The organism is Catenulispora sp. GAS73 (genome assembly GCF_041262085.1).
GTDB lineage: Bacteria > Actinomycetota > Actinomycetes > Streptomycetales > Catenulisporaceae > Catenulispora.
This window is the reverse complement of sequence record NZ_JBGCCM010000003.1, coordinates 45,146-71,202: the sequence shown is the minus strand read 5'-3', so window position 1 is coordinate 71,202 and position 26,057 is coordinate 45,146. Positions and strand designations below refer to the sequence as shown.

Below are 26,057 nucleotides of genomic sequence, written 5' to 3'. Positions count from 1 at the left end.
TGCGAGTTGGAAGGAAAGACCATGCAGCAATCGCGCTCAGAGCCCCGAAACACCTGCGAGCCCCGAGCCAGCTCCCTGTCGTGGTCCTTCCCCGGCACCCCGGCGGACGTCTCCTGCTCGCGGCACTGGCTGGCGATAGCGGCGACCGAGGTCTGGGGCGACTGCGACGACACCGACCGCCTCGTGCTCGCCTACAGCGAGATCGCAACCAACGCGGTGCTGCACGGCGCCGGCCCGGTCACGGTCGCGGCGCGGATCTGCCCGACCAGCGCGCGCTGTGAGATCGCCGACCAGTCCTCGCAGCTCCCGAGCGCCCGGCACGCCTCGCCGGCCGACCTCGGCGGGCGCGGGCTGGAGATGGTGGAGCTCACCGTGGACCGGCTCCAGGTCGCTGCCGACCGGGCGGGCAAGACAGTGTCCTTCGAGGTGGGGCGACAAAAGGGATAGGCCTTCTCGGCGACCGTCCCCGGGCATTACCAGCGTGCCATTCTTATGGTTCTTCATCACATAAGATCCACAGTTTCATATCCGTGGATCGGGTATCAGGGGTGAGGCCGCAAGCCGGCCACCGAATACGGGGACCGTGTTCCTACGAAGATGCCGCACACCCGCGGCGTCCGGTTCATCGCCGAGAAAGGATCTCTCTGGTGACCACTGAGACCCGCACACGGTTCTACCACCGGCGCGCGCCCGGCGACCTGGTCTTCCTGGCGACCGTCATCATCGCGATCATCATCATCGGCCACATCGTCTTCGTCCTGCTCAACGCCAACGGCGGAAACGACATCGTGAGGACGGACGGCGACTGGGCGGCCTGGTTCGCGACCTGGTTCCTGAATCTGTTCACGCCCGACAGCCCCGATTTGAACGTGGTGTTGAATTACGGTCTGGCCGCGCTGTGCTACCTGCTTCTGGGGGGACTCCTCCGCCGGCTCATCAATGACCTGTAATTCCCAGACGGGCCCGGACTGTGGTTCCCCTTCCCGGTGCCGACCGGATCTGCAACAGGTCGCACACCTGGTTGGCGATCCACAGCCCGGCCTTCCCGCCGACGAGCACGGAGGGCCGGCGCCGCCCGGCCAGCGGATCGGTGATCACGCCGTTGTCGCGCACCTCGCACACCAGGCTCAGGCCGTCGCGCCATAACCGCAGGATCCCCGCTCCCCCGCCGTACTTGATGCTGTTCGCCGCGAGCTCGCTGACGACCAGGACCGCGTTGTCGGTCCCGCGCTTGTCGACCGCCGGCTCGGCGAACTCCGCGACGCGGTCGCGGAGTTCGCCGAGGCTTGCCAGGTCGAAGAAGATCTCCCACACCGGCCCCGGCGGTTCTTCCAGCGGCTCGTCGAACGCCGGGCGGGCGCCGGAGCCGGGGTGCGGATAGCTGGCGCTGGGCGTGCGGATGTCGTCGACGAAGACGTGGGGATGCGCGGCGTGCGCGCGTTCGATCACCGGCCCGGACAGTGCGTCGGCGTCGTACGGACACAGCAGCCACCAGCCCGGGCCGTCGTCGAAGGCCGTGTTGAGCAGCACCTCGTGCTGGTGGCACTCGGCCACCTCGCTCGGCGTGCGGCCGGCCCAGATCGGCTCGCCGATCCCCCGGAAGCCGCGCGCGTCGCAGGCGTGCCGGTCGACCCAGTCCTGCCAGGCCGGGATGATCCGCGCGGGATTGCGGCCGACGGTCTCCATGTCGAGAAAGCCGACACTCTCCGCGTCGCGGCCCAGCGCGTCCCGCAGCAGCGTGGCGCGGGGTTCGATGACCGCGACCAGCACGGCCTCGTCGGCTTCCAACGCGCCCCGCACGAAAGCGGACGTGCCCGCAACGAAGTGCTCGTCACCGGAGTACAGGAACGCCTCATGGCGGAACGACTCCGCGGCGACGGGGTCCTGAGCAGCAAAGGGAAGCCTGCTCATGCATTCACCTCACACAGACGACTGGCCGACGACATGCTCTTGGAGACTCGGGGTCGGCCGGCGTCCTTTCGCGGTCCGGGCTCCGACACCGGACCGCGTCGTCGAGCGACACTGTCCACGGATTACCGCTTCGGCGCGCGTTAAACGAACAGGTGGGCGAGTAGCGCTCAGCGCTCGGCCTCGACACCCTGCCGAAGGTCTCCGAGGATCCGCGAAAGCAGCCGGGAGACCTGCATCTGCGAGACCCCGAGCTCCTCGGCGATCTGCACCTGGGACATGTTGCGGAAGAAGCGCATCAGCAGGATCCGCTTGTCGCGCGGGCTCAGCTCGGCGAGCAGCGGCTTGAGCGCTTCCCGGTTGACGACCAGCTCGAAGCCGGGGTCGTCGTCGCCGAGCAGGTCGCCCAGGCTCGCACCGTCGCCGTCGGACATGGCGGTCGGCACGTCGAGCGAGGCGGCGTGGTGCGCGGCGCCGGCCTCGTAGGCCTCCGCGACCTCGTCGGCCGACAGCTCCAGCCGCTGCGCGATCTCGGCGGCGCTCGGCGGGTGACCGAGTTCCTGGGTCAGCTCGCGTTCCGCGGCGCGGACCGCCAGGGCGTTCTCCTGCACCCTGCGGGGCACGTGCACGTCCCAGGTGGTGTCCCGGAAGTGGCGCCTGACCTCGCCGGCGATCATCGGGGTGGCGTAGGTGAGGAACGCCGCGCCGTAGTCGGGATCGAAGTTGTCGACGGCCTTGACCAGGCCGAGGTACGCGACCTGCTCCAGGTCCGACTGCGCCTCGCCGCGCTGGCGGAACTTGCCCGCTATGTAGCGTGCGTAAGACATGTATTCGCCGATGACGTGCTCGCGCAGCGATTCGTACTCGGGATCGTCGGACGGCATCTTTCGGAGCCGGACCAGGGCGGCCCGGGCCGCGGCGCGTTCACGCGCGTAGTCGTCCGGCGTGGCGGGGGTGTCCATCGCCTCAGCTCCCGGCCGTGCGGCGTTTCACGATCTCCACGTGCACCGTCGGACCGTCCACCCGCCAGATGATGTCGTCCACGAGGGCGCTGAGGATCGTCCAGCCGAAGTCGTCGTCCGCGGGCCGGGCGACGTCCTGGGCCTGGCGGCTGAGGACGACGCGGAGCACTGCGGGCTCCAGGACGAACAGGCACTCCAGGTCCCCGGCGCCGGGGTCCCGCCGGTCGCCGACGGTGTGCCGGAGCAGCAGGCCGGAGGCCTCGTCGACGGCCAGGCGCAGGTCGGCGACCTCGGACAGCGTGCAACCGAACTTGGTGGCGACGTGTGCGCTGGCCGATCGGATGACGGCCAGGTAGTCGGGGTCCGCGGGAACCCGGACCAGAACCGTTTCCGGCTCGGCCTCGGCTTCCGAGACCGTCGACGACGTCCGTTCGGATTGTGATTCAGGATCCATCTGTGCTCTCCGCCCTGTCTCTTCGGGGCCAGCTTACCCACGAAGTGTGAATCACGAGAAGTAGTTCATGTATCAGTTGACAGAGCCCGCGGCGATACCGAAAGCTGGTGTCCGCTACCGTCGGCTCGACGCCGGAGGGGATCAGGTACGGGGTCGAGTACTAGGAGCCGCCATGGAGTTCTCTTGTACCGCGAAGCAGTTCGCGGACCACGTGCTGCTCACGGTCGTCGGTGACGTTGACCTGGCCGCGCACGGCCGGTTCCAGGCCGACGTCGAGGAGGCTTGGGACGGCTCGTCCGATCTCGTCATCGACTGCTCCCAGGTCACTTTTCTGGACTCCATGGGGCTGCGGGTCCTCGTGCACGCCATGCAGCGCGCCTCGACGAACAGCCGCGTCATCACGCTGGCGGCGCCGTCGCAGCCGGTGCTGCGGGTGCTGGAGCTGGCCGGGGTCACGGAGCTGTTCACGGTGACCGCGTAGACGCTCATCGCACCTCGACCCCGATCAGACACGTGTCGTCGTCGGTGTCGGCGTTGCTGTGCAGGAGCAGGTGCTCCAGCTGCCCCTCCAGCGAGTCGATGTCCGGCTGGACCAGCTTGAGCAGGTCTGCCAGCGATTCCTCGATGTCTCGGTCCCGGCGTTCGATCAGGCCGTCCGTGTACATCAGCAGCCTGTCGCCTTGCTGGAGTTGCAGCGTCTGCTCCTCGTAGCGGGCTTCTCCCAGCGCTCCCAGCAGTATCCCGTCGGGCACCGGCGGGACGACGGTGCTGCCGTCGCGGACCAGCAGCGGCGGCGGGTGCCCGGCCCGTGACCAGCGGAACACGCGGTCTTCGGGGTCGTAGATGCCGCAGATCACGGTGGCGGTGACGACGTTGCCGGACATGTGGTGGGCGACGGTGCCGAGCCAGTTGAGCATCTGCGACGGGGTCGCGCCGGTCGCCGCGAGGCCGCGCAGGGCGTTGCGCAGGGCCACCATCTCGGTGGCGGCGTCGATGCCGTGGCCGGCGACGTCGCCGACGACCAGCAGGATGCGGCCGTTGGGCAGGACGACGGCGTCGTACCAGTCGCCGCCGACCAGGTGGCCCTTCTCCGCCGGCCGGTACCTGGTCGCTATCTGCAGGCCCATGGCGTCGATCAGGGTCGGGGCGACCGGCATGATCGCGCGCTGGAGGCGCAGGGTCAGGCGGTTGCCCTCCTCGACCTCGCGTTCGCTGTGCTCCAGCCGGTCTCGGGTGGCGGCCAGGGCGATCTCCGTCCAGTGCTGCGCGGAGACGTCCTGGCAGGCGCCGCGGACGGCGGTCATGGTGCCGCCTTCGAGCACGGGCTCGGCGACGATGCGGATGTAGCGCTGGACGCCGTCGCCGCGCTGGAGGCGGAAGGCGGCCGAGGCGTGGGTGCGGTGGTGCAGGACGGTGCGGACGAAGCGGGAGATCGCGGCGACGTCGTCGGCGTGCGCGTGGGCGGCGAGTTCGCGGATCGGGACGGGCAGCGCGGGGCCCGGCAGGGCGAACAGCTCGAACAGCTCGCTGCTCCAGGTGACCTCGCCGGTGAGGAGGTTCTCCTCGAAGCCGCCCATGCGGCCCAGGCGCTGGGCGTGCTGGAGGAGGCGCGCCAGGCGGGCTTCTTCGTCCTCCGGGTGCCACGTGAGGACCACGCGGTGGCCGAGGCGGCTGATGCCGACGGTGAGCGAGGTGGAGACCGGGACGCCGGCGATCAGGGCTCGGAGGACGACGCGGTCGTGGTGGAACGGCTCGCCGGTGGCGTGGACGTGCTCGATGCGTTGGTAGAGGCCGCCGTCCTCGGCGGACAGGGGGTACGCCTGGAGGAAGGGGGTGCCGAGGATCGCGGCGGAGGGGCGGCCGACGGGATCGACGAAGCGGCGGTTGGCGTGGGCGATGAGGAAGTCGGTGAGGACGCCGGAGGCGTCGTACTGCGGTTGCAGGACGAGGGCCGGTTCGAGCAGGCCGTCGAGCAGGTCGCTGAGACCGGGGTCGAGGGCGGCGGCCAGACCGGGGGCGCCTGGGGCGTTGTGGCCGTGCTGGCTGTTTTGGCTGTGCTGGCCGCTTTGGCCGCCCTGGCCGGACTGATCCGCGGGCATGATGTCGAGCGTGTGCGCGCAGAGCTCGGCCAGCGCCTGGAGCTGGCGGTGCACCGGCTGCGGCAGCTCGCCGATCGGGCCGGGCCAGCAGATTTCGAGCACGCCGAGCAGCCGGCCGCCGAGCTGCGCCGGGATCGCGACGCGGGCGGCGTCGGGGCCGAGCGTACGCTCGCCGATGCTCGGGGCGCGGTCCGAGCCCCTGCTCCAGTGCGTGGAGCGGGTGCGGATGGCCCGACGCGCCACGGTCTCGACGCCGGGCGGCGTCTGGTACCAGCTGCGCGCCTCGGCGGCGGGGAAGCCGGAGTGCCCGGCGAGGAGCAGCGAGCCGTCGGCAGCCAGAGCCCACACCGCCACCGCGACGGCACCCAGCGGCTCCAGCGCCTGCCGATGCAGGGAGCCCGCCGCGGCGTGCACGTCAGAAGCGGTGAGAACACCGGCCTCGGCCGCCCGCAGCCGCACATTCAGCGCCTGCGCCCCGGACGTGTCCCGCCGCGGATCCGGAACCGCGGCGCGCGCCACCTCACCGAGCGGATCGCCGGCGATCTCGTTGACGATGTCAGCCGCGAGCTCGACCACGGGCACGCCACTGCGCTCGGCGAGCTCCTCCAGCTGGCGCGCGGCAGCGGCGGGCGCGATGTGCAGGCGCTCCATGAGGATGCCGCGCGCGAGAGCGATCAGGACCCGGACATCGGCACTGGACTCGGCGTCGTGGAGCAGGGACTGGAGGCGCCCGACGGTCGCGGCGAGGCGGCCGATGCCGGCGGCGGGTGCGGGCGGGGGCTGCACGACGGTGAGGGTGGCGATGGTCGCGGTGGCGGGGGTGGCAGGGGTCGCGGTGGCAGGCGCGGCTGGGAGATGCGCGGCGGCAAGCATTTCGGCCCGCGCGCCGGCGAGCACATCAGCTTGCGCATCGGTCGGCCCGGCAGCCTGCGCACCAGCGGACACAGGAGCTTGCGGGCCCCGCGCGACAGATTGCGAGCTCGGCCCGGAGGCGGTCTGCGGGTCGGCAAGCGTGTCGGATTGCGGGCCAGGTGCGGCGGCGGCCTGCGTATCGGGGAGCTCGGCGGCTTGCGCACCAGCGAGCCCACCAGTGTGCACACCATCTGGCGCGGCAATGTGCGAGCTCGGCGCGGCGGCGAGCTGCGCGGCGGCAAGCGTGTCAGTTTGCGGGCCAGGTGCGGCGGCGGCTTGCGCCTCGGGGAGCGCGGCGGCGGGCTCGGCGGCCTGCGCACCAGCGAGCCCACCAGTGTGCGCACCATCGGGCGCGGCAATGTGCGAGCTCGGCCCGGCGGCATCGGGCGCGGCGGCGAGCCCACCCATCTCCGCACCGGCCGCGGCCGCGGTCGCGTCGGCCTCGGGCGAGTCGGTCGGCGGGGTCTGCTCCGCTGCGTCGCTCACAGGCCCAGGACCCGCTGGATGCTCTCGATGAGTACTGCGGCGTCCACTGGTTTGGTGACGTAGTCGTTGGCGCCAGCGGCGAGGCTCTTTTCGCGGTCGCCGTGCATGGCTTTGGCGGTGACGGCAATGATCGGCAGGTCCGCGAACTCGGGCATGGTGCGGATGCGGGCCGTCGCTTCGTAGCCGTCCATTTCCGGCATCATCACGTCCATCAGGATCAGCTCGATGCTCGGGTCGTTCTGCAGGGCCTGGATGCCCTTGACGCCGTCCTCGGCGTCGACGACGCGCATGCCGTGCATCTCCAGCATGCCGGTCAGGGCGAACAGGTTGCGGGCGTCGTCGTCGATGACCAGGACGCTGCGGCCTGCCAGGCGGCCGCCGCTGTCGGGGAGTTCGGCGAGGCGCTCGCGGCCCGGGAGGCCCAGGGGGACGACGTCGTCGGGGTGCTCGGCGCCCAGGTGGAGCACGATGCGTTCGCGCAGCTCGTCCAGGCTCGGCAGCAGCTCCAGCGGGTAGAGCTCGGCGTGGGCGCGCAGGAGGCGGTCCTGTTCGCCTCGCAGGGTTCTGTTGTGGTGTGCGAGGACCGGGATCGAGCGGAGTGCGGGGTCGGCGGTGCGCGCCTGGAGGAACAGCGCCGCGCCGTCCTGGGCCATGTCCAGTTCCAGGACCACGCAGTGGTGCGGTTCGGCCGCGAGCATGGCCGCCGCCTCCTGCGCCCCGACCGCGGTCCTGATCTGCACCTGCGCGTGCGGGCCCAGCCGTTCCCGGCCGGCCAGCAGGTCCTCGGCCGCGCTCTCGGCGACCAGCGAGAGCAGGCCGCGCGCCTGGTCCTCGACGACCAGCAGCCGCCGTGGCGAGGCCTCGGCGACAGCGCGCTCTGCAGCAGCCCCGGCCCCCGACCGCCGCGCCCCGGAGGCCGAAACTGCGGTGTAGCCCGCGTGGCCAGTGTTAGCGAAGCTGTCTACGTTGTCGGCGGCGGCACCGTTGTCGGTACTGGAGACAGAATCGGCGGCACCACTGGATGCAAACCCGAAGTCGCCGTGCGCACCGCCGTCGGAGGAGGACGCCATCTCCGCCCAATCCGGATGCGCGACCGGCAGGTAGAGAGTAAAGGTGCTGCCTTCCCCGAGCTCGCTGTGCGCAGTAATGGCCCCGCCGAGCAGCTGCGCGATCTCCCGGCTGATCGACAGCCCCAGCCCCGTCCCGCCGTACTTCCGGCTGGTCGTGCCGTCGGCCTGCTGGAAGGCCCCGAAGATGGTCTCCAGCTGCTGCTCGGGAATCCCGATCCCGGTGTCCTTCACCCGGAACGCCAACGCCGGCCCATGATCCCGCACGTTCCCCGGCAGCTCCTCGACAGTGGCCTGCTCGATGCTCAGCTCGACGCCACCGGTCTCGGTGAACTTCACCGCGTTGGACAGCAGGTTCCGCAGCACCTGCCGCAGCCGGGAGTCGTCGGTCAGCATCTCCCCCGGAATCCCGTTCGCGGTCCGGACCCGGAACTCCAGGCCCTTCTGCGTGGTCAACGGATGGAACGTGGCCTCGACGTAGTCCAGCAGCCGCTGCAGGAACACCCGCTCGGGATCGACGTTCATCTTCCCCGCCTCGACCTTCGACAGGTCCAGGATGTCGTCGATCAGCTGCAGCAGGTCCGACCCGGCGGAGTGGATGACGCCCGCGTACTCGACCTGCTTCGGCGTCAGGTTGCGGTTCGAGTTCTGCGCCAGCAGCTGCGCCAGGATCAGCAGGCTGTTCAGCGGCGTGCGCAGCTCGTGGCTCATGTTGGCCAGGAACTCGGACTTGTACTTCGACGCCAGCGAGAGCTGCTGGGCCCGCGTCTCCAGCTCCTGCCGGGCCTGTTCGATCTCCAGGTTCTTGGTCTCGATGTCGCGGTTCTGCGAAGCCAGCAGGGCCGCCTTCTCCTCCAGCTCCGCGTTCGAGGTCTGCAACTGCTCCTGCCGCACCTGGAGCTCGCCGGAGCGCGCCTGGAGCTCCGCGGCCAGCCGCTGGGACTCGCCGAGCAGTTCGTCGGTGCGGGCGTTGGCGACGATGGTGTTGACGTTGACGCCGACCGTCTCCATCAGCTGTTCCAGGAACTGCCGGTGCACCGGCGTGAACCGGTGCATCGAGGCCAGCTCGATGACGCCGAGCACCTGGTCCTCGACCGCTATCGGCAGCACCACCAGACTCGCCGCGGCGGTGCGGCCCAGCGCCGACCCCAGCGCGACGTAGTCGCCGGGCAGGTCGTCGATGGCGATGACGCGCTTGCTGCGCGCCGCCTGGCCGACCAGCGACTGGCCCAGCCGGAAGCGGGTCGGCCGGTCGTCGCCGGGATCGCCGTAAGAGCTGATCAGGCGCAGCTCTGTGCCGCTGCCGTCGGCGGCCTCCTCGGCCAGGAAGAACGCGCCGTACTGGGCCCCGACCAGCGGGGTGAGCTCGTCCATCACCAGCTCGGCGACCACCGCCAGGTCCCGGCGGCCCTGCATCAGGGCGCTGATCCGGGCCAGGTTCGACTTCAGCCAGTCCTGGTCGCGGTTGGCCCGGGTGGTCTCGCGCAGCGACTCCACCATCGAGTTGATGTTGTCCTTGAGCTCGGCGACCTCGCCGGAGGCGTCCACGGTGATGGAGCGCGTCAGGTCGCCCTCGGCGACCGCGCTGGTGACGCCGGCGATGGCGCGGACCTGCCGGGTCAGGTTCCCGGCCAGCTCGTTGACGTTCTCGGTGAGCCGCTTCCAGGTCCCGGACACGCCCTCGACCTCGGCCTGCCCGCCGAGCCGGCCCTCGCTGCCGACCTCGCGCGCCACGCGCGTGACCTCGGCGGCGAACGAGGACAGCTGGTCGACCATGGTGTTGATGGTGGTCTTCAGCTCCAGGATCTCCCCGCGCGCGTCCACGTCGATCTTGCGGGTCAGGTCGCCCTGGGCCACGGCCGTGGTCACCTGCGCGATGTTGCGGACCTGGTTGGTCAGGTTGTTCGCCATGAAGTTGACGTTGTCAGTCAGGTCCTTCCAGGTCCCGGCGACGTTCGGCACCCGGGCCTGGCCGCCGAGCGTGCCCTCGGTGCCGACCTCGCGGGCCACGCGCGTGACCTCGTCGGCGAACGCCGACAGCGTGTCGACCATGGTGTTGATCACGCCGGCCAGCGCCGCGACCTCGCCCCGGGCCTCGATCGTGATCTTCTGCGACAGGTCGCCCTTGGCCACCGCGGACGCCACCTGCGCGATGGAGCGCACCTGGCCGGTCAGGTTGGAGGCCATGACGTTGACGTTGTCGGTCAGGTCCTTCCAGGTCCCGGACACGCCGCGCACCGTCGCCTGGCCGCCGAGGTTCCCCTCGGTGCCGACCTCGCGCGCCACCCGCGTCACCTCGTCGGCGAACGCGGAGAGCTGGTCGACCATCGTGTTGATGGTCTCCTTCAGCTCCAGGATCTCGCCGCGGGCGTCGACGCGGATCTTCTGCGACAGGTCGCCCTTGGCCACCGCGGTGGTCACCTCGGCGATGGAGCGCACCTGCGCGGTGAGGTTGTCGGCCATGACGTTGACCGACTCGGTGAGGTCCTTCCAGGTCCCTGACACGCCCTTGACGTCGGCCTGGCCGCCGAGGCGACCGTCAGTACCGACCTCGCGCGCCACGCGCGTCACCTCGTCGGCGAAGGAGGACAGCTGGTCCACCATCGTGTTCAAGGTGTTCTTCAGCTCCAGGATCTCGCCCCGGGCGTCCACGTCGATGGTGCGCGTCAGGTCGCCCTTGGCCACCGCCGTCGCCACCTGCGCGATCGAGCGCACCTGCGCGGTGAGGTTGCCGGCCATGAAGTTGACCGAGTCGGTCAGGTCGCGCCAGGTGCCGGCCACGCCGGGGACCTGGGCCTGGCCGCCGAGCATGCCCTCGGTGCCGACCTCGCGGGCCACGCGCGTCACCTCGTCGGCGAACGCGGAGAGCTGGTCGACCATGGTGTTGATCGTGCTCTTGAGCTGGAGGATCTCGCCCCGGGCGTCGACCGTGATCTTCTGGGACAGGTCGCCCTTGGCCACGGCCGTGGTCACCTCGGCGATCGACCGCACCTGATCGGTGAGGTTGTTCGCCATGAAGTTCACCGACTCGGTGAGGTCTTTCCAAGTCCCTGATACACCCTTGACGTCGGCCTGGCCGCCCAGGCGGCCCTCGGTGCCGACCTCGCGCGCCACCCGCGTCACCTCGTCGGCGAAGGAGGACAACTGGTCCACCATCGTGTTCAAGGTGTTCTTCAGCTCCAGGATCTCGCCCCGGGCGTCCACGTCGATCTTCTGCGACAGGTCACCCTTGGCCACCGCGGTCGCCACCTGGGCGATGTCGCGGACCTGGGTCGTCAGGTTGCCAGCCATGGCGTTGACCGAGTCGGTCAGGTCCTTCCAGGTCCCGGACACCCCCGGTACCTCGGCCTGGCCGCCGAGCCGGCCGTCGGTGCCGACCTCGCGGGCCACCCGGGTCACCTCGGAGGTGAACAGCGACAGCTGGTCGACCATGCCGTTGAACACGGTCGCGATCTCGACCAGCAGCCCGTCGCCGTGCTCGGGCAGCCGGGTGCCGAAGTCGCCGTCGCGGACCGCGGTGAGCCCGGCCAGCAGCTGGCTCAGGCCCGCCGCCTCGGAGTCCTCGGGCCCGCCCGCCATCACCGTCCGCCCGTTGGAGGCCGCACGCTCAGCCCTGTCGTCCATCAGTCATCCTGTTCTCTACCCGATCGCACCTGGCGACTCTTGCGCTGACTGTGCCGACGTGAGTCATCTTCCTCCCCCGTCGGGCGGCACGACAGACGTCCGAAGGAGCCCTAATCTTCCGGTTTCACGCGCCGGATCGCGAAAAGCTCGGTCGTTCCCGACAGTTCCATCACCCGCAGCACCGGCTGGGACGGGTCGGTCAGCTCGAACCCCACGCCCTCGGCGTCCGCGGCCTGCAGGCCCTCGATCAGGGCCCGCAGACCCATCGAGTCCAGGAACGTCACACCGGCGCAGTCGACGGTGACCGGGCGTCCGCCCGCGACCAGCGCGCCGAGTTCTTCCGCCAGGACGGCGTGGGCCGCGAAGTCCACGTCGCCGGTCAGTTCGAGGCGCACGTGGTCGCCGTGGTCGGTGACCGTGTGACCGAAGGTGTTCATGTGATGCTCCCGCGGTGTGTACGGCTCGGCCCGGGCAGCTCCACGGCTGCCCCGAACAGACTTTAGAATTAATCGTTTACATGTGGCAACATTTGACGCGGCGCCCGGATCCCGGTCGCGCTACGTAGCGTGGAACACGGAACGCGTGCGACGCGTGTGGCAGCGGCGGGAGGAAGACGAGTGGACGATCAGGCTGCGCTGCTCTCCTGCTCACCGGCCCCCGACTCGCCTGTTCCCGGACCGGCCGCGTCCGACTCCTCTGTCTCGGAATCGGATGTCTGCGAGGACCCCAGTCGCTGTTCGATCGCGGCGTGCAGGCTCCCGAGGTGGGTCGACAGCCCCGTCAAGGAGTCCGGCGGCAGCGTCTGCATGATCTCCTGGAGCTCCCGCACCCGGGCCGAGCGGATCTCGGCGAGCACCCGGCGGGCCCGCGGGCTGAGCCAGAGCTCGACCTCGCGGCGGCTGCTGGCACTCGGCGTGCGGCGGACGAGCCCGTCGGCCTCCATGCGGTCGCACAGGCGGCTGGTGGCCGGCGGCCTGGTACCCAACGCCTCGGCCAGCGCGCGCAGGTTGATGCCCTCGGAGCGCTCGATCGCCCGCAACGCCCGCAGCTGCGACGGCGGGACCGGGCCGCCGGGCAGCGACTCGATACCCCGTCCGTGCAAGGCGTCCAGCAACTCCGCGACCGCGGCCGCCGTCTCGGCGACTTTCTCGGGCGGCGGCGGTTCCTGGTGCACGCCACCACTGTGCCACTGCCGCGCCGGGGCGACCACCCGCACCCTCCCCGTAGAATCAGGAACCGAAGTGATCGATTATCCGACCGTGGAGCGCGCCCTGCGCTCGGCCGACCCGGAAGCGTTGCCGGAGGCCGTGTGCGCTGCCCTGCTGGGCATGGGGATCGAAGGCGTCCAAGTGCATCTGGCCGACTACGCGCTGCGGGTGCTCGCGCCGGTCGGCGGGACGGCCCCGGCCGGGACGCTGCCGATCCACGCCAGCGCCGAGGGGAAGGCCTTCGCCAGCCAGCTGGCGCAGTTCCAGCAGCGGCAGGACGGGACCGTGATCGTCACGGTGCCGGTGACGGTGCGCGGGGACCGGCACGGGACGCTCACCGCGCGGCTGCCGGTCGTCGGCGGGGACGACGCCCAGGACGGGAACAGCGGCGGCGTGACCGGGAGCGGTGACGTCTCCGGGACCGACGTCGAGGCGCTGCAGGCGATCGCCGAGCTGCTCGGGCACGAGATCGTCGTCGCCGAACGCGACACCGACCGCTACCAGCAGGCCCGGCGCGCCACCCGGCTCACCCTGGCCGCCGAGACCCAGTGGCAGCTGCTGCCCGGCCGCGCCAGCCGCCGCCGCGAGTACGCCCTGGGCGCGCAGCTCGAACCGGCCTACGCCATCCGCGGCGACGGCTACGACTGGGCCGTCACCGACACCGACCTGGCGTTGACCGTGATCAACGGCATGGGCGAGGGCACCACGGCCGCGCTGCTGACCTCGCTGGCGGTGAACGCGCTGCGCAACGCGCGCCGCGCCGGCATCGGGCTGGCCGACCAGGCGGCGCTGGCCGACCAGGCCGTCTACGCGCAGCACCAGGGCGACATGTACGTCAGTGCCCTGCTGCTGTCCTTCGACTACGACACCGGCGTGGTGAGCGTGGTGGACGCCGGCTCCCCACAGATGTGGCTGCGCCGCGGCCGCTCCACCGAGCGGATCGACGTCGAGCCGCAGCTGCCGCTGGGCATGTTCGAGGAGACCGCGTACGAGGTCCAGAGGTTCCAGGTGCAGCCCGGCGACCGGCTGGTCGTCATCAGCGACGGCGCGCACGCGGCGGTCTCGCCGGGCGGGGAGGTGTACGGCACGAGCGCGCTGCAACGCGGGATCGTCGCCTCCGGGCTGCTGCCCGCGGCGGATGTGCCGACGGCGATCCTGCGCGAGGTGGCCGACCACCGATCGGCCGACGCCGACGACGACGCGGTCGTGGTGTGTGTGGACTGGTACGGGCGTCCGGGCTCGTGACGGTGCTTCGGGGCGTGTGAAGCCTGTTAGAGGTCAACATCGTTCCATACCGGCCGAGATATGCTGGCCGGATGGAGGCAGACGAACGTCGGAAGTGGACGCTGCTCACCTCCCACGGACACGTCCTCGTCGAGATCGCCCGGAACCCCCGGGCCCGGGTCCGGGACATCAGCGCGATCATCGGCATCACTGAGCGCGCGACCCAGGCGATCATCGCGGACTTGGAGCGGGCCGGGTACGTGGAGCGCGTCCGGATGGGGCGGCGTACCCACTACGTGCTACACCCCGACAACCCGTTCCGGCACTCGGCTCAGGACGGGCTGCAGGTGGGGCCGTTCCTGGACCTGCTCACGGGGGAGGTGGAGCCGGAGATGCCGACGCCACAGGAGAGTTTTCTGGCCGCCGCGGTGATGCCGCTGCCGACGGGGTCGCCGTCGGGGCTGTCGGGGCCGGGGCCCTCAGGGCCGTCGCCGCTGGACGCTGTCGCGGCGGCGGTGGCGGTGGCGGCGGTCACGCCGTTGCCGGCGCCGGTCCAGCCGCTGCTGGAGCCGGTCGAGGCGGTGCCTCAGGCGACCGAGCCGGCCGCCGGGCCTGCGCCTGCGCCTGCGCCTGCGCCTGCGATGGAGCCGAGCATGGACGTGGGCGTGCCGGGAGCCGAATCACCGGATTCCGGCACGCCCTGACCGGCTCGTCCTTGAAGCGGTCCTACTTCTTGAACACATCCTTCACCTGGTGCGGGAGCCGCTGCGCGACTTGACCGCGCCGAAGAGCATTCCGGCGACGAAGAGCACGATGCCGACGACCAGGAGCCACAGGAGGCCCTTGATCACGGCGCCGAGGACGCCGAACACCAGAGCCAAGACGATGATCAGAGCTATCCATCCCATGGCTTCATGATTCGCCGGTTTCGACGAAGCCGCAGGTTCAGGAATTGCCGGCCCGGCCTGCGGAGTCCTACCAGTTCCCCACTGGCATCGGGAGCCTCACCCGCACCGCGGAAGACAGCGCCGATCAGCCGGAGTTCCGAGGCCCCGCCGCGCGCCGCAGCCGGTTGGCGATCGCGAGCCCCAGCCCCGACTCCGTCGGCAGCGACGCGACGATGAGGTCGCAGCCCTGCTCGTCGAGCTCCCGAAGGTAGTTGTAGAGGTGGTGCGCGTACGTGGCCTCCGAGTCGGGCACCTGCACCACCGCGTGCGCCTTCACCGGGGTGTCGGCGAACGCCGGCGGGAGGAAGACGCCGACCTGGTAGCCCTGGTCCTGCGCGCGTTCGGCTTCGGCGACGACCTCGTCCGGCCGGACCAGGACGACCTTCGCGCGCGGCGCGTAGTGCGAGGGGTGCTGGCCGGGCACGCGGACCGGGCTTGCCTCGGGCACCGCCAGCGGGGCGCCCAGGGCGGCCTCCAGGCTCTCGCGCGTCACGCCGCCGGGTCGCAGGATGCTGAGAGCCTCGCCGGTGGCGTCGACGATGGTCGACTCGACGCCCACCTCGCAGGGGCCGCCGTCCAGAACGAAGTCGACGCTGTCACCGAGCTCGGCCCGGACGTGCTCGGCGGTGGTCGGGCTCACCGAGCCGAAGCGGTTGGCCGACGGCGCCGCGACCCCTCCCCCGAACGCCTTCAGCAACTCCAGCGCGACGGGGTGGTTCGGCACGCGCAGCGCCACCGTCTCCAAGCCGCCGGTGGCCTCCAGCGGCACCCGGCTCCCCCGCCGCAGGACCAGCGTCAGGGGCCCCGGCCAGAACCGCTCGGCGAGCAGGCGGGCCGCGTCGGGCACGCCGTCGGCCCAGTCGTCGAGGTGCTCGGCGCCGGCGAGGTGGACGATCAGCGGATGCGTGGGCGGACGGCCCTTGGCCAGATAGACACGCGCCACCGCGGCCGGGTTCTCGGCGTCGGCTCCCAGGCCGTAGACGGTCTCTGTGGGGAGGGCCACCAGGCCTCCGGCGCGAAGCACCTCGGCCGCCTGCTCGATGTCACTGGCTCGGATCACCCTTGAAATCCTCTCACGCACCGAGCACGCGGCCCGCCCGCCGCGACACCATCGGGTGAGCGGGAGTCAGGAACCGTCTGCGGCATAGGGATTGGACGCCGGGAGGTTGGAGCAGATGTCCGCGTCAGCCGGCCGGTCCTGGAGATCGGTCGCGATGCCCGAGGACGGCGCCGTCGCCGAGGATCCCTGTGACGGGGTTCCCTGCGCCGGCGTTCCCTGGGCCGGCGTTCCGGTCGGGGTCGGACCGTCAGCGGTTGGCGAAGGAGTCGTCCCGATACCGGTGGGAGTCGGAGTCGCGGTCGCGGTCGGCGCTGAGTTCGCCGTCGTCGCCGCTGTGGACGCCCCGTCCAAAGCCTGGTCGCTCCGGATCAGCGCCCACAGCGCCTCGGCGTCCGGCGCGGGATCGACCCGGTTGGGATCGATCTGGTCCTGCACCGTCGGCATGGTCACGAAGTCGATGTCGTGCGGCTTGACGTCCTGCACCTGACTGGCCAGATCCAGCAGCGCCGTGACCGAACCCAGCGCGTCGTCGGTCGTGATCGACGACGTGGTGATGTTCGCCAGCTGGTAGAGCTCGCCCGCGTCGTTCAGCGTGCCGCTGTCCTCGATCTTGGTGATCAGCGAGGTCAGGAACATCTTCTGCATCTCGATGCGGGCCAGGTCGCTGCCGCCGGCCAGGCCGTGCCGGTCGCGGACGAACGCCAGCGCCTCGTCGCCGGTGACCACCTGCCGGCCGGCCGGAAGGTTCAGGTGGCTGAACGGGTCGTTGATGCCGCCGGGCGGGATGCAGACCTCGACGCCGCCGAGGTAGGTGACGATCTTACGGAAGCCGTTGAAGTCCAGCCGCACGAAGTGGTCGACCCTCACATGGAAGTACTGTTCCACGGTCGCGGCCGCGCACAACGGCCCGCCGAGGCTCATCGACGCGTCGAACATCGCCCGCTGCTCCCCGGGGATCGTGCCCTTGCCGTCGCGGCTGGGGCACGTCGGCCGGTCGACGAGAGTGTCGCGCGGGATGGAGACGACGATGGCGTGTTTCCGGTCGCCGGAGATGTGCAGCAGCATCGAGGTGTCCGACAGGTCGGTGCCGTCGGAGCCGCCGAAGCTGCCGGTGGAGTTGGAGTCTCCGAACTGTCCGGTCTGGCCGTCGCGGGTCTGGGAACCTAGAAGCAGAATATTGATAGGAGGGCCCTGAGGCGCGGTGCTCGACGTCGTGGCGGCGGGGGCGCTGCTGCCGCTCGGGGTGGGCGGCGGCACCAGCACCGGCGGCCGGTCGGGCAGCGTGTTCAGGTCGCCGGCGGTGTGGATGTTGTGGTCGAGGTGCAGGTAGACGTAGCCGGTGGATCCGGTCACTGTCACCAACAGTGACAAGGCCGATACAGCGATGATCGTTCGTAGTTGGCGCAGTGCGATGCGGACGGAAGCCGCCGGTGCCGGGATTTTCGCTGGTCCACCGCTTCGGCGTCCGAGCCTCATCAACGCCCGCCCTCCCGATCCGTGTTCACGTCTATGCTCGACCAGACGTTGCGATCACCCGGTTCGGTTACACGCACTCGAAAGGCTCGCGTAACACCCCTACCCCGCCGGCGCGGGTTCGTCGCGGGTGGGTCGCAGCTTCGGGTTGTAGCGAGTCTGTGACGAACCTGAGGGTGGGCTGCGGCGTCCAAGTAGTGAGCATCAACCGGTTCGGCTTTCGCCCTCTCTCGACTTCGGAGTCCCATGCCACCCCAGACGCGCCGCCCATCAGGCTCGCAACCCCGTCCGCCCGTTCCACGGCGTGCCGGCGCGAACCCAGGCCCCGGCGGTCCCAGCAGCCCCGGCGGTCCCAGCGGCAATCGCCGGCAGGCGCCGCGTTCCGAGGGCCGCGGCACCGCGGCCGTGGCCGGCCCGAACGAGCCAGGGTCGGGGCGTCCGCCGCTGCTGGCGGGGATGCCCGGGTGGCTGCCGGCGGCCGCCGTGGGGCTGGGCCCGGTGCTCGCCGCGATCGTGGGCAAGATCCTCGGCAACTATTACGGCCCGGGCTTCGCCGTGGTCTGCGTGATCGCGGCCGGCCTCGCCGCGGCGGCGGCCGCGTCCAACTGGCTGTGGTATCTGATCCCCGCGCTCCCGCCGGTGATCTGGCTGGTCGGCGCGGTGGCGGAGCTGGAGTGGCGCAACCCGCCCTACCAGGGCACCAAGGCCGAGGCGGTCGGGCTGGTGCACGCCACCACGCACACGTTCCCGGTGATAGCGGTCTGCGCCGTGGTGATGGGGTCGGTGGCCGTCTGGGGGACGGTCCAGGAACGGAAGAAGAAGGGGGCCCGGCGTGGCCGATGAGTGGCGGCCGGACGGTTACGGCGAGGGGGACGCGCGCCAGGGGCGCCGTCGGCGGGACGAGGGCTACGGGCAGGGTGATTACGGACAGGCCGGCTACGGCCAGGGTGACTACGGGCAGGCTGGCTACGGGCAGCAGGCGGATCCCATGCCGTGGGAGCGTGCTGCCGGACCGGAGCGCGGGCGGCCTCGCGAGGACCAGGGGCGTGGTTACGACGGTGGTCGTGGTCGCGGCTATCCCCCACCCCCGGCACCCGGTTACCCGGCAGAACGCGGCTACCCGGCCCCGGAGAATCAGGGCTACCAGGGCGATCAGGGGTACCAGGGCTACGACGAAGACGACGACTTCCACGCCGCCGAGGACGGTCCGCGTCCGCCTGGCCGGTCTCGCCGCGACGCCGGCGGTCCCGACGGCGGTCGTCCGGGCAAGAAGGCGCTCGCTCCGGCACTGATCGCCGGCCGCGCACTGGCCGGAGTGGTCGGCGCCGCCGTGTTCATCACGACCGGCTCGATCTGGTACGTCAACAGCAGCCTGAACGACAGCCTGCACACGTCCGACGCGACCAACGCGGCCAAGCCCGGCGAGGGCGGCTACGTCCCCAAGCACCTGGGCAACGACATCAACCTGCTGCTGGTCGGGCTGGACTCGCGCAAGGACATGAACGGCAACGACCTGCCGACGTCGCTGGTCGAGGACGAGCTGCACGCCGGGTCCTCGGCGATCGGCGGGTACAACACCAACGTCCTGATCTTCATGCACATACCCGCGAACGGCGGGAAGGTCACGGCGTACTCGATACCCCGCGACAGCGACGTCGACCGGCCGGGCGGCTCCTCGACGATCTCGCAGGTGCCCACCTTCCCGTCGGACGGCAAGGGCAAGATCAAGGAGGCCTACGGCGACGCCAAGGCCTACGCCGAGTCCAAGCTGCGGGCCGCCGGGATCACGAACAAGCCCGATCTGGAGGCGAAGAGCCGCGAGGTCGGGCGCGAGGCGACGATCGCCGCGGTGCAGGAGCTGACCAAGCAGCACGTCGACCACTTCGCCGAGGTCAACCTGGTCGGGTTCTACGACATCGTGAAGGCGATCGGCAACATCCAGGTGTGTCTGAAGGCCCCGGCCAACGACCCGATCGAGGACGGCGCGGGCACCGGCATCAACCTGCCGGCCGGCGTCTCGACGATCAACGCGGCCACCGCGCTGCAGTTCGTGCGCCAGCGCTTCCACCTGCCCAACGGCGACCTGGACCGCACGCACCGCCAGCAGGCGTTCCTGTCCTCGGTGATGGCCAAGCTGCGCAGCGAGGGGCTGTTCGGCGACCTGGGCAAGATGAACTCGCTGCTGCAGGTGGTGTCGAACGACATCGTCATCGACAAGAACGACAACTGGAACGTGCTCGACTTCGCCGCCAGCGCCTCGAACCTGACCGGCGGCAACGCCCAGTTCATCACGCTGCCGACGACCGGTACGACCAAGGTCAAGGGCGAGGACGCGCTGACGGTCGACCCGGACGCCATCAAGCAGGTCTTCGCCTCGACGTTCACCAAGGACGCGACGCCCGCACCGCCGCCGACCACGGCGTCGTCGGCGCCGACCACGGCCCCGGCGGCACCGTCCACCCCGGCCCCGCCGAAGGACACCATCACCGTGGACAACGGCACCACCTCCACCGGGCTGGCGCTGAAGCTGTCGTCGTTCATCATGGACAAGACCGGCGTCCCGGTGACCAAGACCGGCAACGGCGGCAACATCCGGCACACCGTGATCCGCTACGGCGCCGGCGGGCAGGACGAGGCGCAGAAGATCGCTGACGCGATGGGGACCGGGACGGTGCCGGTCGCCAGCAGCTCGCTGAAGGCGAACAACATCGTGGTGACGGTGGGGAGCGACTTCAAGCAGTCGAAGCTCACCGAGGGCAGCACCCCGACCGGCGGCTCCACGGCGAGCGGTGGCAGCACCGGTGGGGCGACCGGTGGGTCGACCGGCGGCAGCACTGGCGGCTCGGGTGGTGGTGACACCGGCAACGGGCTGAACAGCGGTGGCGCGGTGGATGCCAGTTCGCAGAACGGGATTCCCTGCGTGTACTGAGAAGCCACGACTGAGTGTTCTTCACGGTGTTCTCAGACCACTGCGTAACACTCACACAGCCGGGTGGATCGCGCGGCTGACTCCTGCGCGATCCACCCGCCTGCTTCTCAGTACCCTGTTTCGCCTACTCGATACTCATCAGTTGATGGTGTACGACGAGCCGAAGGCCGTGATGTTCAACGGCCCGTCCAGGGTGTAGTCGCCGGTCGCGGCGATCCGCCGCAGGCATTCCACGCGGTCCACCGACTGCGACCATTCGGCCTGCGTGGCGCTGTTCGCCGGGTTCCGCAGGTCGTCGATCCGGACGTTGAAGAACGCGTCCAGCCACGCGGACTCACCGGCGGCGGCCGGGGTGCCGACCGCCGCGTTGGTGCGGGATATCAGGGCGGGCAGCGCGTCGTACTCGGTGCCGTTGCCGTGCTGGATGGAGGCGTCGTAGAGCTCCGCGCGGGCCAGCGCGGTGGTGAGGCCGAGTTGGTCGGCGTCGGCCATGGCGGGGTTGAAGTAGCGCTGGTCGACCTGGTCGTCCTGGACCTGGTCGAAGACCGGGTCCGTGGCGGCCTGCTTCCAGGCGGCGATGTAGTCGGCTTCGGGCAGGCCGGAGGTGTCGCCGGAACCGGCGGCAGCCAGCCGTCGCAGCTCGGGGATGAAGGGCTCCAGGACGTTGCCCGGCGAGATCGCGTCGTACGCCTGGATCACCTTGAGCGCGTCGCCGTCGTTGGTGGTGAAGCCGGCGCGTCCGGCGGTGACGCCGCGTCCGTCGTTGATGTTCTCGGCGTAGGCGTACTGCAGGGTGGTGGTGCTGTTCTCGAAGACGCTGATCAGCTGATCCGCCCGACGACGCTGGTCGGCGGTCAGCCCACCGCCGGCCGCCCAGGCGGTCGGCGCGAACGCCTGGTGCCGCGCCACGACGGGGGCGGCACTCGGCGCGGTCGCACCGACCACGCACAGACCGCCGGCGACGGACGCGGCGACCAGCGCCGGGACCAGCAGGTGCCTGCCCACGCGGGCAGGACGAAGGGAAACTCGCATCTGACGCTCCAGGTACTCCGGCGCGGCCATGCCGCGGCCGGCGTGAAGGGAACCGGCCGCTGTCGACGGCCGGCTGGTGCGGCGGTGCAGGTACACGTACAGGTGCGAGCTCGCGTGGAGCACTGTAGGGGCGGGCGCGGGCGGCAGTCCAGACCTATTAGGAAAGTTTACTAATGATATTAATCGGCGACGGAGGAGATGGCCCCGGCGAGCGCCGAGACCGCGGCGGCCACCTGGCTGTCGGCAACGGTGCCGTACCCGAGGATCAGCCGATCCTCTCGAACGTGCAGCTCAGAGCAGTGCTCGGCCATACTGCCGACGCGCACTCCGCGCGCCGCAGCGGCCTCGACGACAACCGCCGCGGACACGTCGGGGACGCGAAGGATCACGTGCAACCCGGCAGCCGCTGACGACACCGGGCACTCGGGCAGCTGCCGCCCGAGCTCGGCGACGAACGCGTCGCGACGTCGGCGGTAGGCCCGGCGGGCGGTGCGGAGGTGGCGGTCGAAGGCGCCGGAGCGGATGAGGTGGGCGAAGGCTAGTTGGTCGAGGGTCGGGGGCGGGGCGGCTGGAGTTGCCGGCAGGTCGGCTGAGCGGTCGGCGGCGCGGCTCGATGCAAGGTCGGCGGCGAGCTCGGGCACAGAGTCGACTTCGGGATGCGCTGTGGAATCGGCGGCGCTGGCTGTCGGGTCGGCGGCGCGGCTCGATGCAAGATAGGCGGCACGGTCGGGCACAGAGTCGGCTTCGGAATGCGCTGTGGAATCGGCGGCGCGGTCGACGGCGCTGGCTGTCGGGTCGGCGGCGCGGCTCGATGCAAGGTCGGCGGCGAGCTCGGGCACAGAGTGGACTTCGGAATGCGCTGTGGAATCGGCGGCGCGGTCGGCTGCGGAGCCAGTTCGGCCAGCGGCGCGGTCGGCGGCGCTGGCTGTCGGGTCGGCGGCGTGATCTGTTGCGGAATCGGCGGCGGGGCGTGCACCGGAGCGAACTGCCTCTATCGCAGCGAGCTGGTTCGCCGGAACCCGCACTCCGGCAAGCGCCGCCGTCCACCGCGCCGGCGTGGCGATCCAGCCGATCCGCAGCGCCGGGGCGAGGGTCTTGCTCAGCGAGCCGAGCAGCGCGACATACGAGGGCGCCATCCCCTGCAGCGCCCCGACCGGGCGGCCGTCGTAGCGGAACTCCGAGTCCTTGTCCTCCTCCAGCACCAGGCCGTCGACGTCCCGCGCCCACGCGATCAGCTCGCTGCGGCGGTCCGGGGCCAGGGCCACGCCGGTCGGGAAGTGGTGGGCCGGGGCGACCAGGACCGCGCGTACCGCGGGGGCCTGCCGCAGCGCCTCCACGCGCAGGCCGTGGCCGTCGACCGGGATCGGGACCGCCGTGAGGCCCGCGCCGGCGATCAGCGCGCGCGTCGCGGGCCAGTCCCACCCCGGGTCCTCGACGCCTAGCGCCGTGTGGCCCTGGCGCCGCATCGCCGTCAGGATCCTGACCAGCCCGTCCGTCGTGCCGCCGCAGATCGTCACGTGCTCCGCCGCCACCGCCGCGCCCCGCGAGCGGGTCAGGTGCTCGGCGAGCGTGGCCCGCAGGGTCGGGTGGCCGGCCGGGTCGCCGTGGCCGAGGTCGGCGTGCGGCGCGTCGTGCATCGCGTGCTGCAACGCCTCGATCCAGCGCTTGCGCGGGAACATGCGCAGGTCCGGCAGCCCTGGTGAGAGGTCGAAGCGCGAGTGGTAACGCGAGTCGAAGCGCGGTGGCAGAGGCGATCCCGCCAAAACCGTCTCGCCGGCCGCCTCCGCCGGACGATCCGCTGGCCCCCGCCGCACGCGCGTAGCCGAACCGCTCCGCGCCTCCAAGTACCCCTCGGCGGCCAGCTGCGCATAGGCCTCCGTGACCACCCAGCGCGAACATCCCAGGTCAGCGGCGAGCAACCGGCTCGGCGGCACCGCGCTGCCCGGCGCGATCCGCCCCTCCGCGATCGCCGCCCGCAGCGCCCGGCGCAGCCGCGCGTGCAGCGGCCCGGGCCCGTGGTCGTCCAGCACCAGCAGCGTCTCGAACCCGTGATTGGACTGGTTTTCCGTCACGGAATCGGACCGTACACCCGAGCCGCCTGCCGTCTACCGTGTTCGGTGTGAACGACACCGACGAAGTCCTGCCCGGCGAAGTGATGGCCCGCGAGATCGCCGAACAGCCCGAGGTGCTGGAACGCATCCTGGCCAAGGGACTTCCGCGGATCCGTGAGGTGGCCGAACGAATCCGCGCCGCCAGCCCCCGCTTCGTGCTCCTGACCGCGCGAGGCACCAGCGACAACGCGGCGTACTACGCGAAGTACCTCATGGAGATCACCCTCGGCCTCCCCGTCGGCCTGACCTCGATGTCGACCACGACCGCCTACCACGCGCGCCCCGACCTGTCCGACGTCCTGTGCGTGACGGTCTCGCAGTCCGGCGGCTCCCCGGACCTCGTCGCCACCACCGAGATGGCCAAGGAATGCGGCGGCCTGACGCTGGCGGTGACGAACGTCGCCGGATCCCCCGTGAACGCGGCATCGGAGTTGGACCTGGACGTCCTGGCCGGCCCGGAACTCGCGCTGCCGGCGACCAAGACCTACACCGCCGAGCTACTGACGCTCTGGCTCCTCATCGACGCGCTCCGCGGCGGCGACGGCGACGCGGCCAAGCCGCTCCCGGAGCTGGCGGCCGCGACGCTCGCCCGCGAGGCTGAGGTGGCCGAGCTGGCGGGCCGCTACCGGTTCGCCTCGCGCCTGGTGCTGACCGCGCGGGGGTACTCCTACCCGACCGCTCGGGAAGCGGCGCTGAAGCTGATGGAGACGTCTTATACGCCGGCACATGCCTTCTCCGGCGCGGACCTGTTGCACGGGCCGTTGGCTATGCTCGACAACATCTCGCCGGTGATCGCCGTCGCTGCTGAAGGCGCGGGTGGCGCTGCGCTGGAGCCGGTACTGGAACGGCTGCGGGAACGCGGTGCCGACCTGGTCGTGGTCGGTTCTCGGGAGCACATGGGCGGAGCGTCGGCCGGGTTCACTCTGCCGCCCGGGATTCCGGAGGAGCTGTCTCCGATTCTGGAGATTCTGCCGCTGCAACAGCTGGCGTACCACGTGACGATGGCTCGCGGGCTCAACCCCGACGCGCCTCGGGGGCTGGCTAAGGTGACGCGGACTCGTTAGTCGGCGGGGGTGGCTCGCACGGCTGTTGGCGCTGTCGGCGCTGTCGGCGCTGTCGGCGCGGTCGGCGCTGTCGGCGCGGTCGGCGCTGTCGGCGCGGTCGGCGCTGTCGCCGAGGACGGACTCAATCTGCTGACGAGTAGCCGTGGAAAGCGCCGGCTACCACCGGCAGTAGCTTCCGTGCGATCTCCTCAGCGGGCTGCGTCGCGAGCTCCGCACCGATCGGCGCCAGCGCGAGCCAGTTCAGGATGCCCGCCGCGCATCGGATGCGGAACACCAGGTCTTCGCTGCTGACGCCGGGGAGGTTCGCCTCCAGCACCCGCATGGCGTCCCGACGCGAGAGCTCGAACTTGGCGGTGAGGCGTTCCCAGCTCTCCGGCGGGTCGATGGCGACGCGTGCCACGGTCCGCATCACGGCGCGGTCGCGGCCGCCCGCCGCGATGGCACGCACCATCGGCAGGGCGAAGGCCTCGGCGAGCTCGTCGATGGTCGAGGCGGGGCCGAGGGCGCTGATCGCGCGGATCTGCTCGTCGAGGTAGCTCTCCAGGGCGTGCTCGATCGCCGAGTCGCACAACGCCTTGAGCGAGCCGAAGTGGTAGCTCACCGCCGCCACGTTCGCGCCGGCCTTGTCGGTGATCTCGCGGAGCGTCACGCCCTCCTGTCCGCGGTCGGCGAGGAGCTGCAGGGCGGCGGACATTAGGCCGTCGCGGGTGCGCTGGCCGGCTTCGCGGCGTAGGTCTGGTTTTTCCGTCGCCATGAGGGGAATTCAAGCATTTGTTTGATTTCTTGTCAAGGTGGGGGGTGGCTGGGGGGTGGCTGGGGGGGGTGGCTGAGAGGTGGGGAGGTGGTGGGTGGGGTGTGCGGGATGTTGCTGCGGTGCGGTAGATCTGTGGATTTACAGGCGATTTTTACGGCTTCGCGCACGATTTGATGACCTCGCAGGGGGACGCAGTTCGGTTGAGCGACTCGTTTCGCGCTGGCGGCCGCCGGTGTTGGTGTCCACGACCACGCATGGGTCCGAGTCACTGCGCACACGTCATGCGGGCGGCCGGCGGCCGCGTTTGGTGGGCACCTTGAGGCCTCCGGCGGGCGCTCTACAGCGAGGGGGCGACCCGCGCGTCCGGCGCTTCGGCGGCGGCCCGCGACTGGTCGGCTTTCTGTCCGCTCGTGGTGCGCCGCGTTGTCTGCTGGCGGTGCTGCTTGTGGTCGCCGAGGTTCTGTGCCCCTCGCCACGTCGTCGCCTTACGGAACCAGCCCGGTCCGGCGGCGTCAAGCCGCATCGCTGTTGCTGTGGTGCTGCCTCGTCCGGCTGGACACCGCCAAACCGGGCAGGTTGGCTTCGCCCGCCGACGCGGCGAGGGACCCAGAACCAACACCCCGCATGGTCCGGTCGGACACGACGAACCACGTGGCCGGCCACGCTGGCCCGTCGCTGCCCGAGGCCGCCGAGACCACCGCTGGCCGGGCCCAGCGCCTCGGCAAGCTGATCCTGGCCGGATG

The 26,057-nt window shown here is 70.9% G+C and carries 22 protein-coding genes; 8 read left to right on the top strand and 14 right to left on the bottom strand.

The annotated features are described in order from the left end of the window. Positions 1 to 21: 21 nt before the first annotated feature. Together ABH935_RS05315 and ABH935_RS05310 are read left to right on the top strand one after the other, a co-directional pair. Positions 22 to 447: an ATP-binding protein gene (locus ABH935_RS05315; protein WP_370376625.1), complete on the top strand. Its 426-nt coding sequence runs from the start codon at positions 22 to 24 to the stop codon at positions 445 to 447. A 200-nt stretch (positions 448 to 647) separates the two neighbouring features. Beyond that, positions 648 to 950, top strand: coding sequence for a hypothetical protein (locus ABH935_RS05310; protein WP_370376624.1), 303 nt, complete (start codon positions 648 to 650; stop codon positions 948 to 950). Here ABH935_RS05310 and ABH935_RS05305 read toward each other — a convergent pair. The 3 genes from ABH935_RS05305 to ABH935_RS05295 all read right to left on the bottom strand — a co-directional run bounded on the left by ABH935_RS05305 (position 937) and on the right by ABH935_RS05295 (position 3,324). After that, the gene (locus tag ABH935_RS05305) at positions 937 to 1,911 is read right to left on the bottom strand and encodes an anti-sigma factor RsbA family regulatory protein (protein ID WP_370376623.1); all 975 of its coding nucleotides are present in this window, start codon (positions 1,909 to 1,911) and stop codon (positions 937 to 939) included. The genes ABH935_RS05310 and ABH935_RS05305 overlap by 14 nt on opposite strands. Positions 1,912 to 2,078: 167 nt before the next feature. Beyond that, a complete protein-coding gene (locus ABH935_RS05300; protein WP_370376622.1) occupies positions 2,079 to 2,870 on the bottom strand; it encodes a SigB/SigF/SigG family RNA polymerase sigma factor in 792 nt (263 codons plus the stop codon). Between the two features lie 4 nt (positions 2,871 to 2,874). Then, positions 2,875 to 3,324: an ATP-binding protein gene (locus ABH935_RS05295; protein ID WP_370376621.1), complete on the bottom strand. Its 450-nt coding sequence runs from the start codon at positions 3,322 to 3,324 to the stop codon at positions 2,875 to 2,877. A gap of 172 nt (positions 3,325 to 3,496) precedes the next feature. Between ABH935_RS05295 and ABH935_RS05290 the strand changes: the two genes are divergently transcribed. Continuing rightward, entirely contained in the window at positions 3,497 to 3,805 is a 309-nt protein-coding gene (locus ABH935_RS05290) for an STAS domain-containing protein (RefSeq protein WP_370376620.1), read from the top strand. A 4-nt stretch (positions 3,806 to 3,809) separates the two neighbouring features. Here the strand turns inward: ABH935_RS05290 and ABH935_RS05285 are convergent, their stop codons facing one another. The 4 genes from ABH935_RS05285 to ABH935_RS05270 all read right to left on the bottom strand — a co-directional run bounded on the left by ABH935_RS05285 (position 3,810) and on the right by ABH935_RS05270 (position 12,686). Then, positions 3,810 to 6,296, bottom strand: a complete 2,487-nt coding sequence (locus ABH935_RS05285) for a SpoIIE family protein phosphatase (protein ID WP_370376936.1) — start codon at positions 6,294 to 6,296, stop codon at positions 3,810 to 3,812. A gap of 521 nt (positions 6,297 to 6,817) precedes the next feature. Then, the gene (locus ABH935_RS05280; protein ID WP_370376935.1) at positions 6,818 to 11,467 is read right to left on the bottom strand and encodes a HAMP domain-containing protein; all 4,650 of its coding nucleotides are present in this window, start codon (positions 11,465 to 11,467) and stop codon (positions 6,818 to 6,820) included. 155 nt (positions 11,468 to 11,622) lie between these two features. Continuing rightward, on the bottom strand, positions 11,623 to 11,949 hold the full coding sequence (locus ABH935_RS05275; RefSeq protein ID WP_370376619.1) for an STAS domain-containing protein: 327 nt from the start codon (positions 11,947 to 11,949) through the stop codon (positions 11,623 to 11,625). 188 nt (positions 11,950 to 12,137) lie between these two features. Beyond that, the gene (locus ABH935_RS05270; RefSeq protein WP_370376618.1) at positions 12,138 to 12,686 is read right to left on the bottom strand and encodes a MarR family winged helix-turn-helix transcriptional regulator; all 549 of its coding nucleotides are present in this window, start codon (positions 12,684 to 12,686) and stop codon (positions 12,138 to 12,140) included. A 67-nt stretch (positions 12,687 to 12,753) separates the two neighbouring features. On the opposite strand from ABH935_RS05270, the gene ABH935_RS05265 reads away from it, so the two are divergent. Together ABH935_RS05265 and ABH935_RS05260 are read left to right on the top strand one after the other, a co-directional pair. Continuing rightward, positions 12,754 to 13,965, top strand: coding sequence for a PP2C family protein-serine/threonine phosphatase (locus ABH935_RS05265; RefSeq protein WP_370376617.1), 1,212 nt, complete (start codon positions 12,754 to 12,756; stop codon positions 13,963 to 13,965). Positions 13,966 to 14,036: 71 nt separating this feature from the next. Continuing rightward, the gene (locus tag ABH935_RS05260; RefSeq protein ID WP_370376616.1) at positions 14,037 to 14,648 is read left to right on the top strand and encodes a helix-turn-helix transcriptional regulator; all 612 of its coding nucleotides are present in this window, start codon (positions 14,037 to 14,039) and stop codon (positions 14,646 to 14,648) included. Between the two features lie 42 nt (positions 14,649 to 14,690). Here the strand turns inward: ABH935_RS05260 and ABH935_RS05255 are convergent, their stop codons facing one another. From ABH935_RS05255 to ABH935_RS05245, 3 genes are all read right to left on the bottom strand, one after another. Continuing rightward, the gene (locus ABH935_RS05255) at positions 14,691 to 14,852 is read right to left on the bottom strand and encodes a hypothetical protein (RefSeq protein ID WP_370376615.1); all 162 of its coding nucleotides are present in this window, start codon (positions 14,850 to 14,852) and stop codon (positions 14,691 to 14,693) included. Between the two features lie 124 nt (positions 14,853 to 14,976). After that, on the bottom strand, positions 14,977 to 15,951 hold the full coding sequence (locus ABH935_RS05250; protein WP_370376614.1) for an L-threonylcarbamoyladenylate synthase: 975 nt from the start codon (positions 15,949 to 15,951) through the stop codon (positions 14,977 to 14,979). Between the two features lie 66 nt (positions 15,952 to 16,017). Next, positions 16,018 to 17,304 carry an LCP family protein gene (locus tag ABH935_RS05245; protein WP_370376613.1) on the bottom strand — a complete coding sequence of 429 codons (1,287 nt, stop codon included), beginning with the start codon at positions 17,302 to 17,304 and terminating at the stop codon, positions 16,018 to 16,020. A 525-nt stretch (positions 17,305 to 17,829) separates the two neighbouring features. Between ABH935_RS05245 and ABH935_RS05240 the strand changes: the two genes are divergently transcribed. Next, entirely contained in the window at positions 17,830 to 18,267 is a 438-nt protein-coding gene (locus tag ABH935_RS05240; RefSeq protein WP_370376612.1) for a hypothetical protein, read from the top strand. Further along, a complete protein-coding gene (locus ABH935_RS05235) occupies positions 18,257 to 20,353 on the top strand; it encodes an LCP family protein (protein ID WP_370376611.1) in 2,097 nt (698 codons plus the stop codon). Before ABH935_RS05240 ends, ABH935_RS05235 begins: the two co-directional genes overlap by 11 nt. Before the next feature lie 138 nt (positions 20,354 to 20,491). Here ABH935_RS05235 and ABH935_RS05230 read toward each other — a convergent pair whose 3' ends face one another. Both ABH935_RS05230 and ABH935_RS05225 read right to left on the bottom strand, forming a co-directional pair. After that, the gene (locus tag ABH935_RS05230; RefSeq protein WP_370376610.1) at positions 20,492 to 21,358 is read right to left on the bottom strand and encodes a chitosanase; all 867 of its coding nucleotides are present in this window, start codon (positions 21,356 to 21,358) and stop codon (positions 20,492 to 20,494) included. 206 nt (positions 21,359 to 21,564) lie between these two features. Next, positions 21,565 to 23,457: an aminotransferase class I/II-fold pyridoxal phosphate-dependent enzyme gene (locus ABH935_RS05225; RefSeq protein ID WP_370376609.1), complete on the bottom strand. Its 1,893-nt coding sequence runs from the start codon at positions 23,455 to 23,457 to the stop codon at positions 21,565 to 21,567. Positions 23,458 to 23,540: 83 nt separating this feature from the next. Here ABH935_RS05225 and ABH935_RS05220 point away from each other — a divergent pair, with 83 nt between their 5' ends. Further along, positions 23,541 to 24,560 carry an SIS domain-containing protein gene (locus ABH935_RS05220; RefSeq protein WP_370376934.1) on the top strand — a complete coding sequence of 340 codons (1,020 nt, stop codon included), beginning with the start codon at positions 23,541 to 23,543 and terminating at the stop codon, positions 24,558 to 24,560. Positions 24,561 to 24,681: 121 nt separating this feature from the next. On the opposite strand, the gene ABH935_RS05215 is transcribed toward ABH935_RS05220, so the two are convergent. Next, positions 24,682 to 25,314, bottom strand: coding sequence for a TetR/AcrR family transcriptional regulator (locus ABH935_RS05215; protein ID WP_370376608.1), 633 nt, complete (start codon positions 25,312 to 25,314; stop codon positions 24,682 to 24,684). Positions 25,315 to 25,651: 337 nt separating this feature from the next. Then, the gene (locus tag ABH935_RS05210) at positions 25,652 to 25,837 is read right to left on the bottom strand and encodes a hypothetical protein (RefSeq protein WP_370376607.1); all 186 of its coding nucleotides are present in this window, start codon (positions 25,835 to 25,837) and stop codon (positions 25,652 to 25,654) included. Positions 25,838 to 26,057: the final 220 nt, after the last annotated feature.

Coding starts and splice junctions, on each gene's coding strand:
- ABH935_RS05315 (WP_370376625.1), top strand. CDS start 22: ATGCAGCAATCGCGCTCAGAGCCCCGAAACACCTGCGAGCCCCGAGCC.
- ABH935_RS05305 (WP_370376623.1), bottom strand. CDS start 1,911: ATGAGCAGGCTTCCCTTTGCTGCTCAGGACCCCGTCGCCGCGGAGTCG.
- ABH935_RS05300 (WP_370376622.1), bottom strand. CDS start 2,870: ATGGACACCCCCGCCACGCCGGACGACTACGCGCGTGAACGCGCCGCG.
- ABH935_RS05295 (WP_370376621.1), bottom strand. CDS start 3,324: ATGGATCCTGAATCACAATCCGAACGGACGTCGTCGACGGTCTCGGAA.
- ABH935_RS05290 (WP_370376620.1), top strand. CDS start 3,497: ATGGAGTTCTCTTGTACCGCGAAGCAGTTCGCGGACCACGTGCTGCTC.
- ABH935_RS05285 (WP_370376936.1), bottom strand. CDS start 6,296: ATGCTTGCCGCCGCGCATCTCCCAGCCGCGCCTGCCACCGCGACCCCT.
- ABH935_RS05280 (WP_370376935.1), bottom strand. CDS start 11,467: ATGGCGGGCGGGCCCGAGGACTCCGAGGCGGCGGGCCTGAGCCAGCTG.
- ABH935_RS05275 (WP_370376619.1), bottom strand. CDS start 11,949: ATGAACACCTTCGGTCACACGGTCACCGACCACGGCGACCACGTGCGC.
- ABH935_RS05260 (WP_370376616.1), top strand. CDS start 14,037: ATGGAGGCAGACGAACGTCGGAAGTGGACGCTGCTCACCTCCCACGGA.
- ABH935_RS05255 (WP_370376615.1), bottom strand. CDS start 14,852: ATGGGATGGATAGCTCTGATCATCGTCTTGGCTCTGGTGTTCGGCGTC.
- ABH935_RS05220 (WP_370376934.1), top strand. CDS start 23,541: ATGGCCCGCGAGATCGCCGAACAGCCCGAGGTGCTGGAACGCATCCTG.
- ABH935_RS05215 (WP_370376608.1), bottom strand. CDS start 25,314: ATGGCGACGGAAAAACCAGACCTACGCCGCGAAGCCGGCCAGCGCACC.
- ABH935_RS05210 (WP_370376607.1), bottom strand. CDS start 25,837: ATGCGGCTTGACGCCGCCGGACCGGGCTGGTTCCGTAAGGCGACGACG.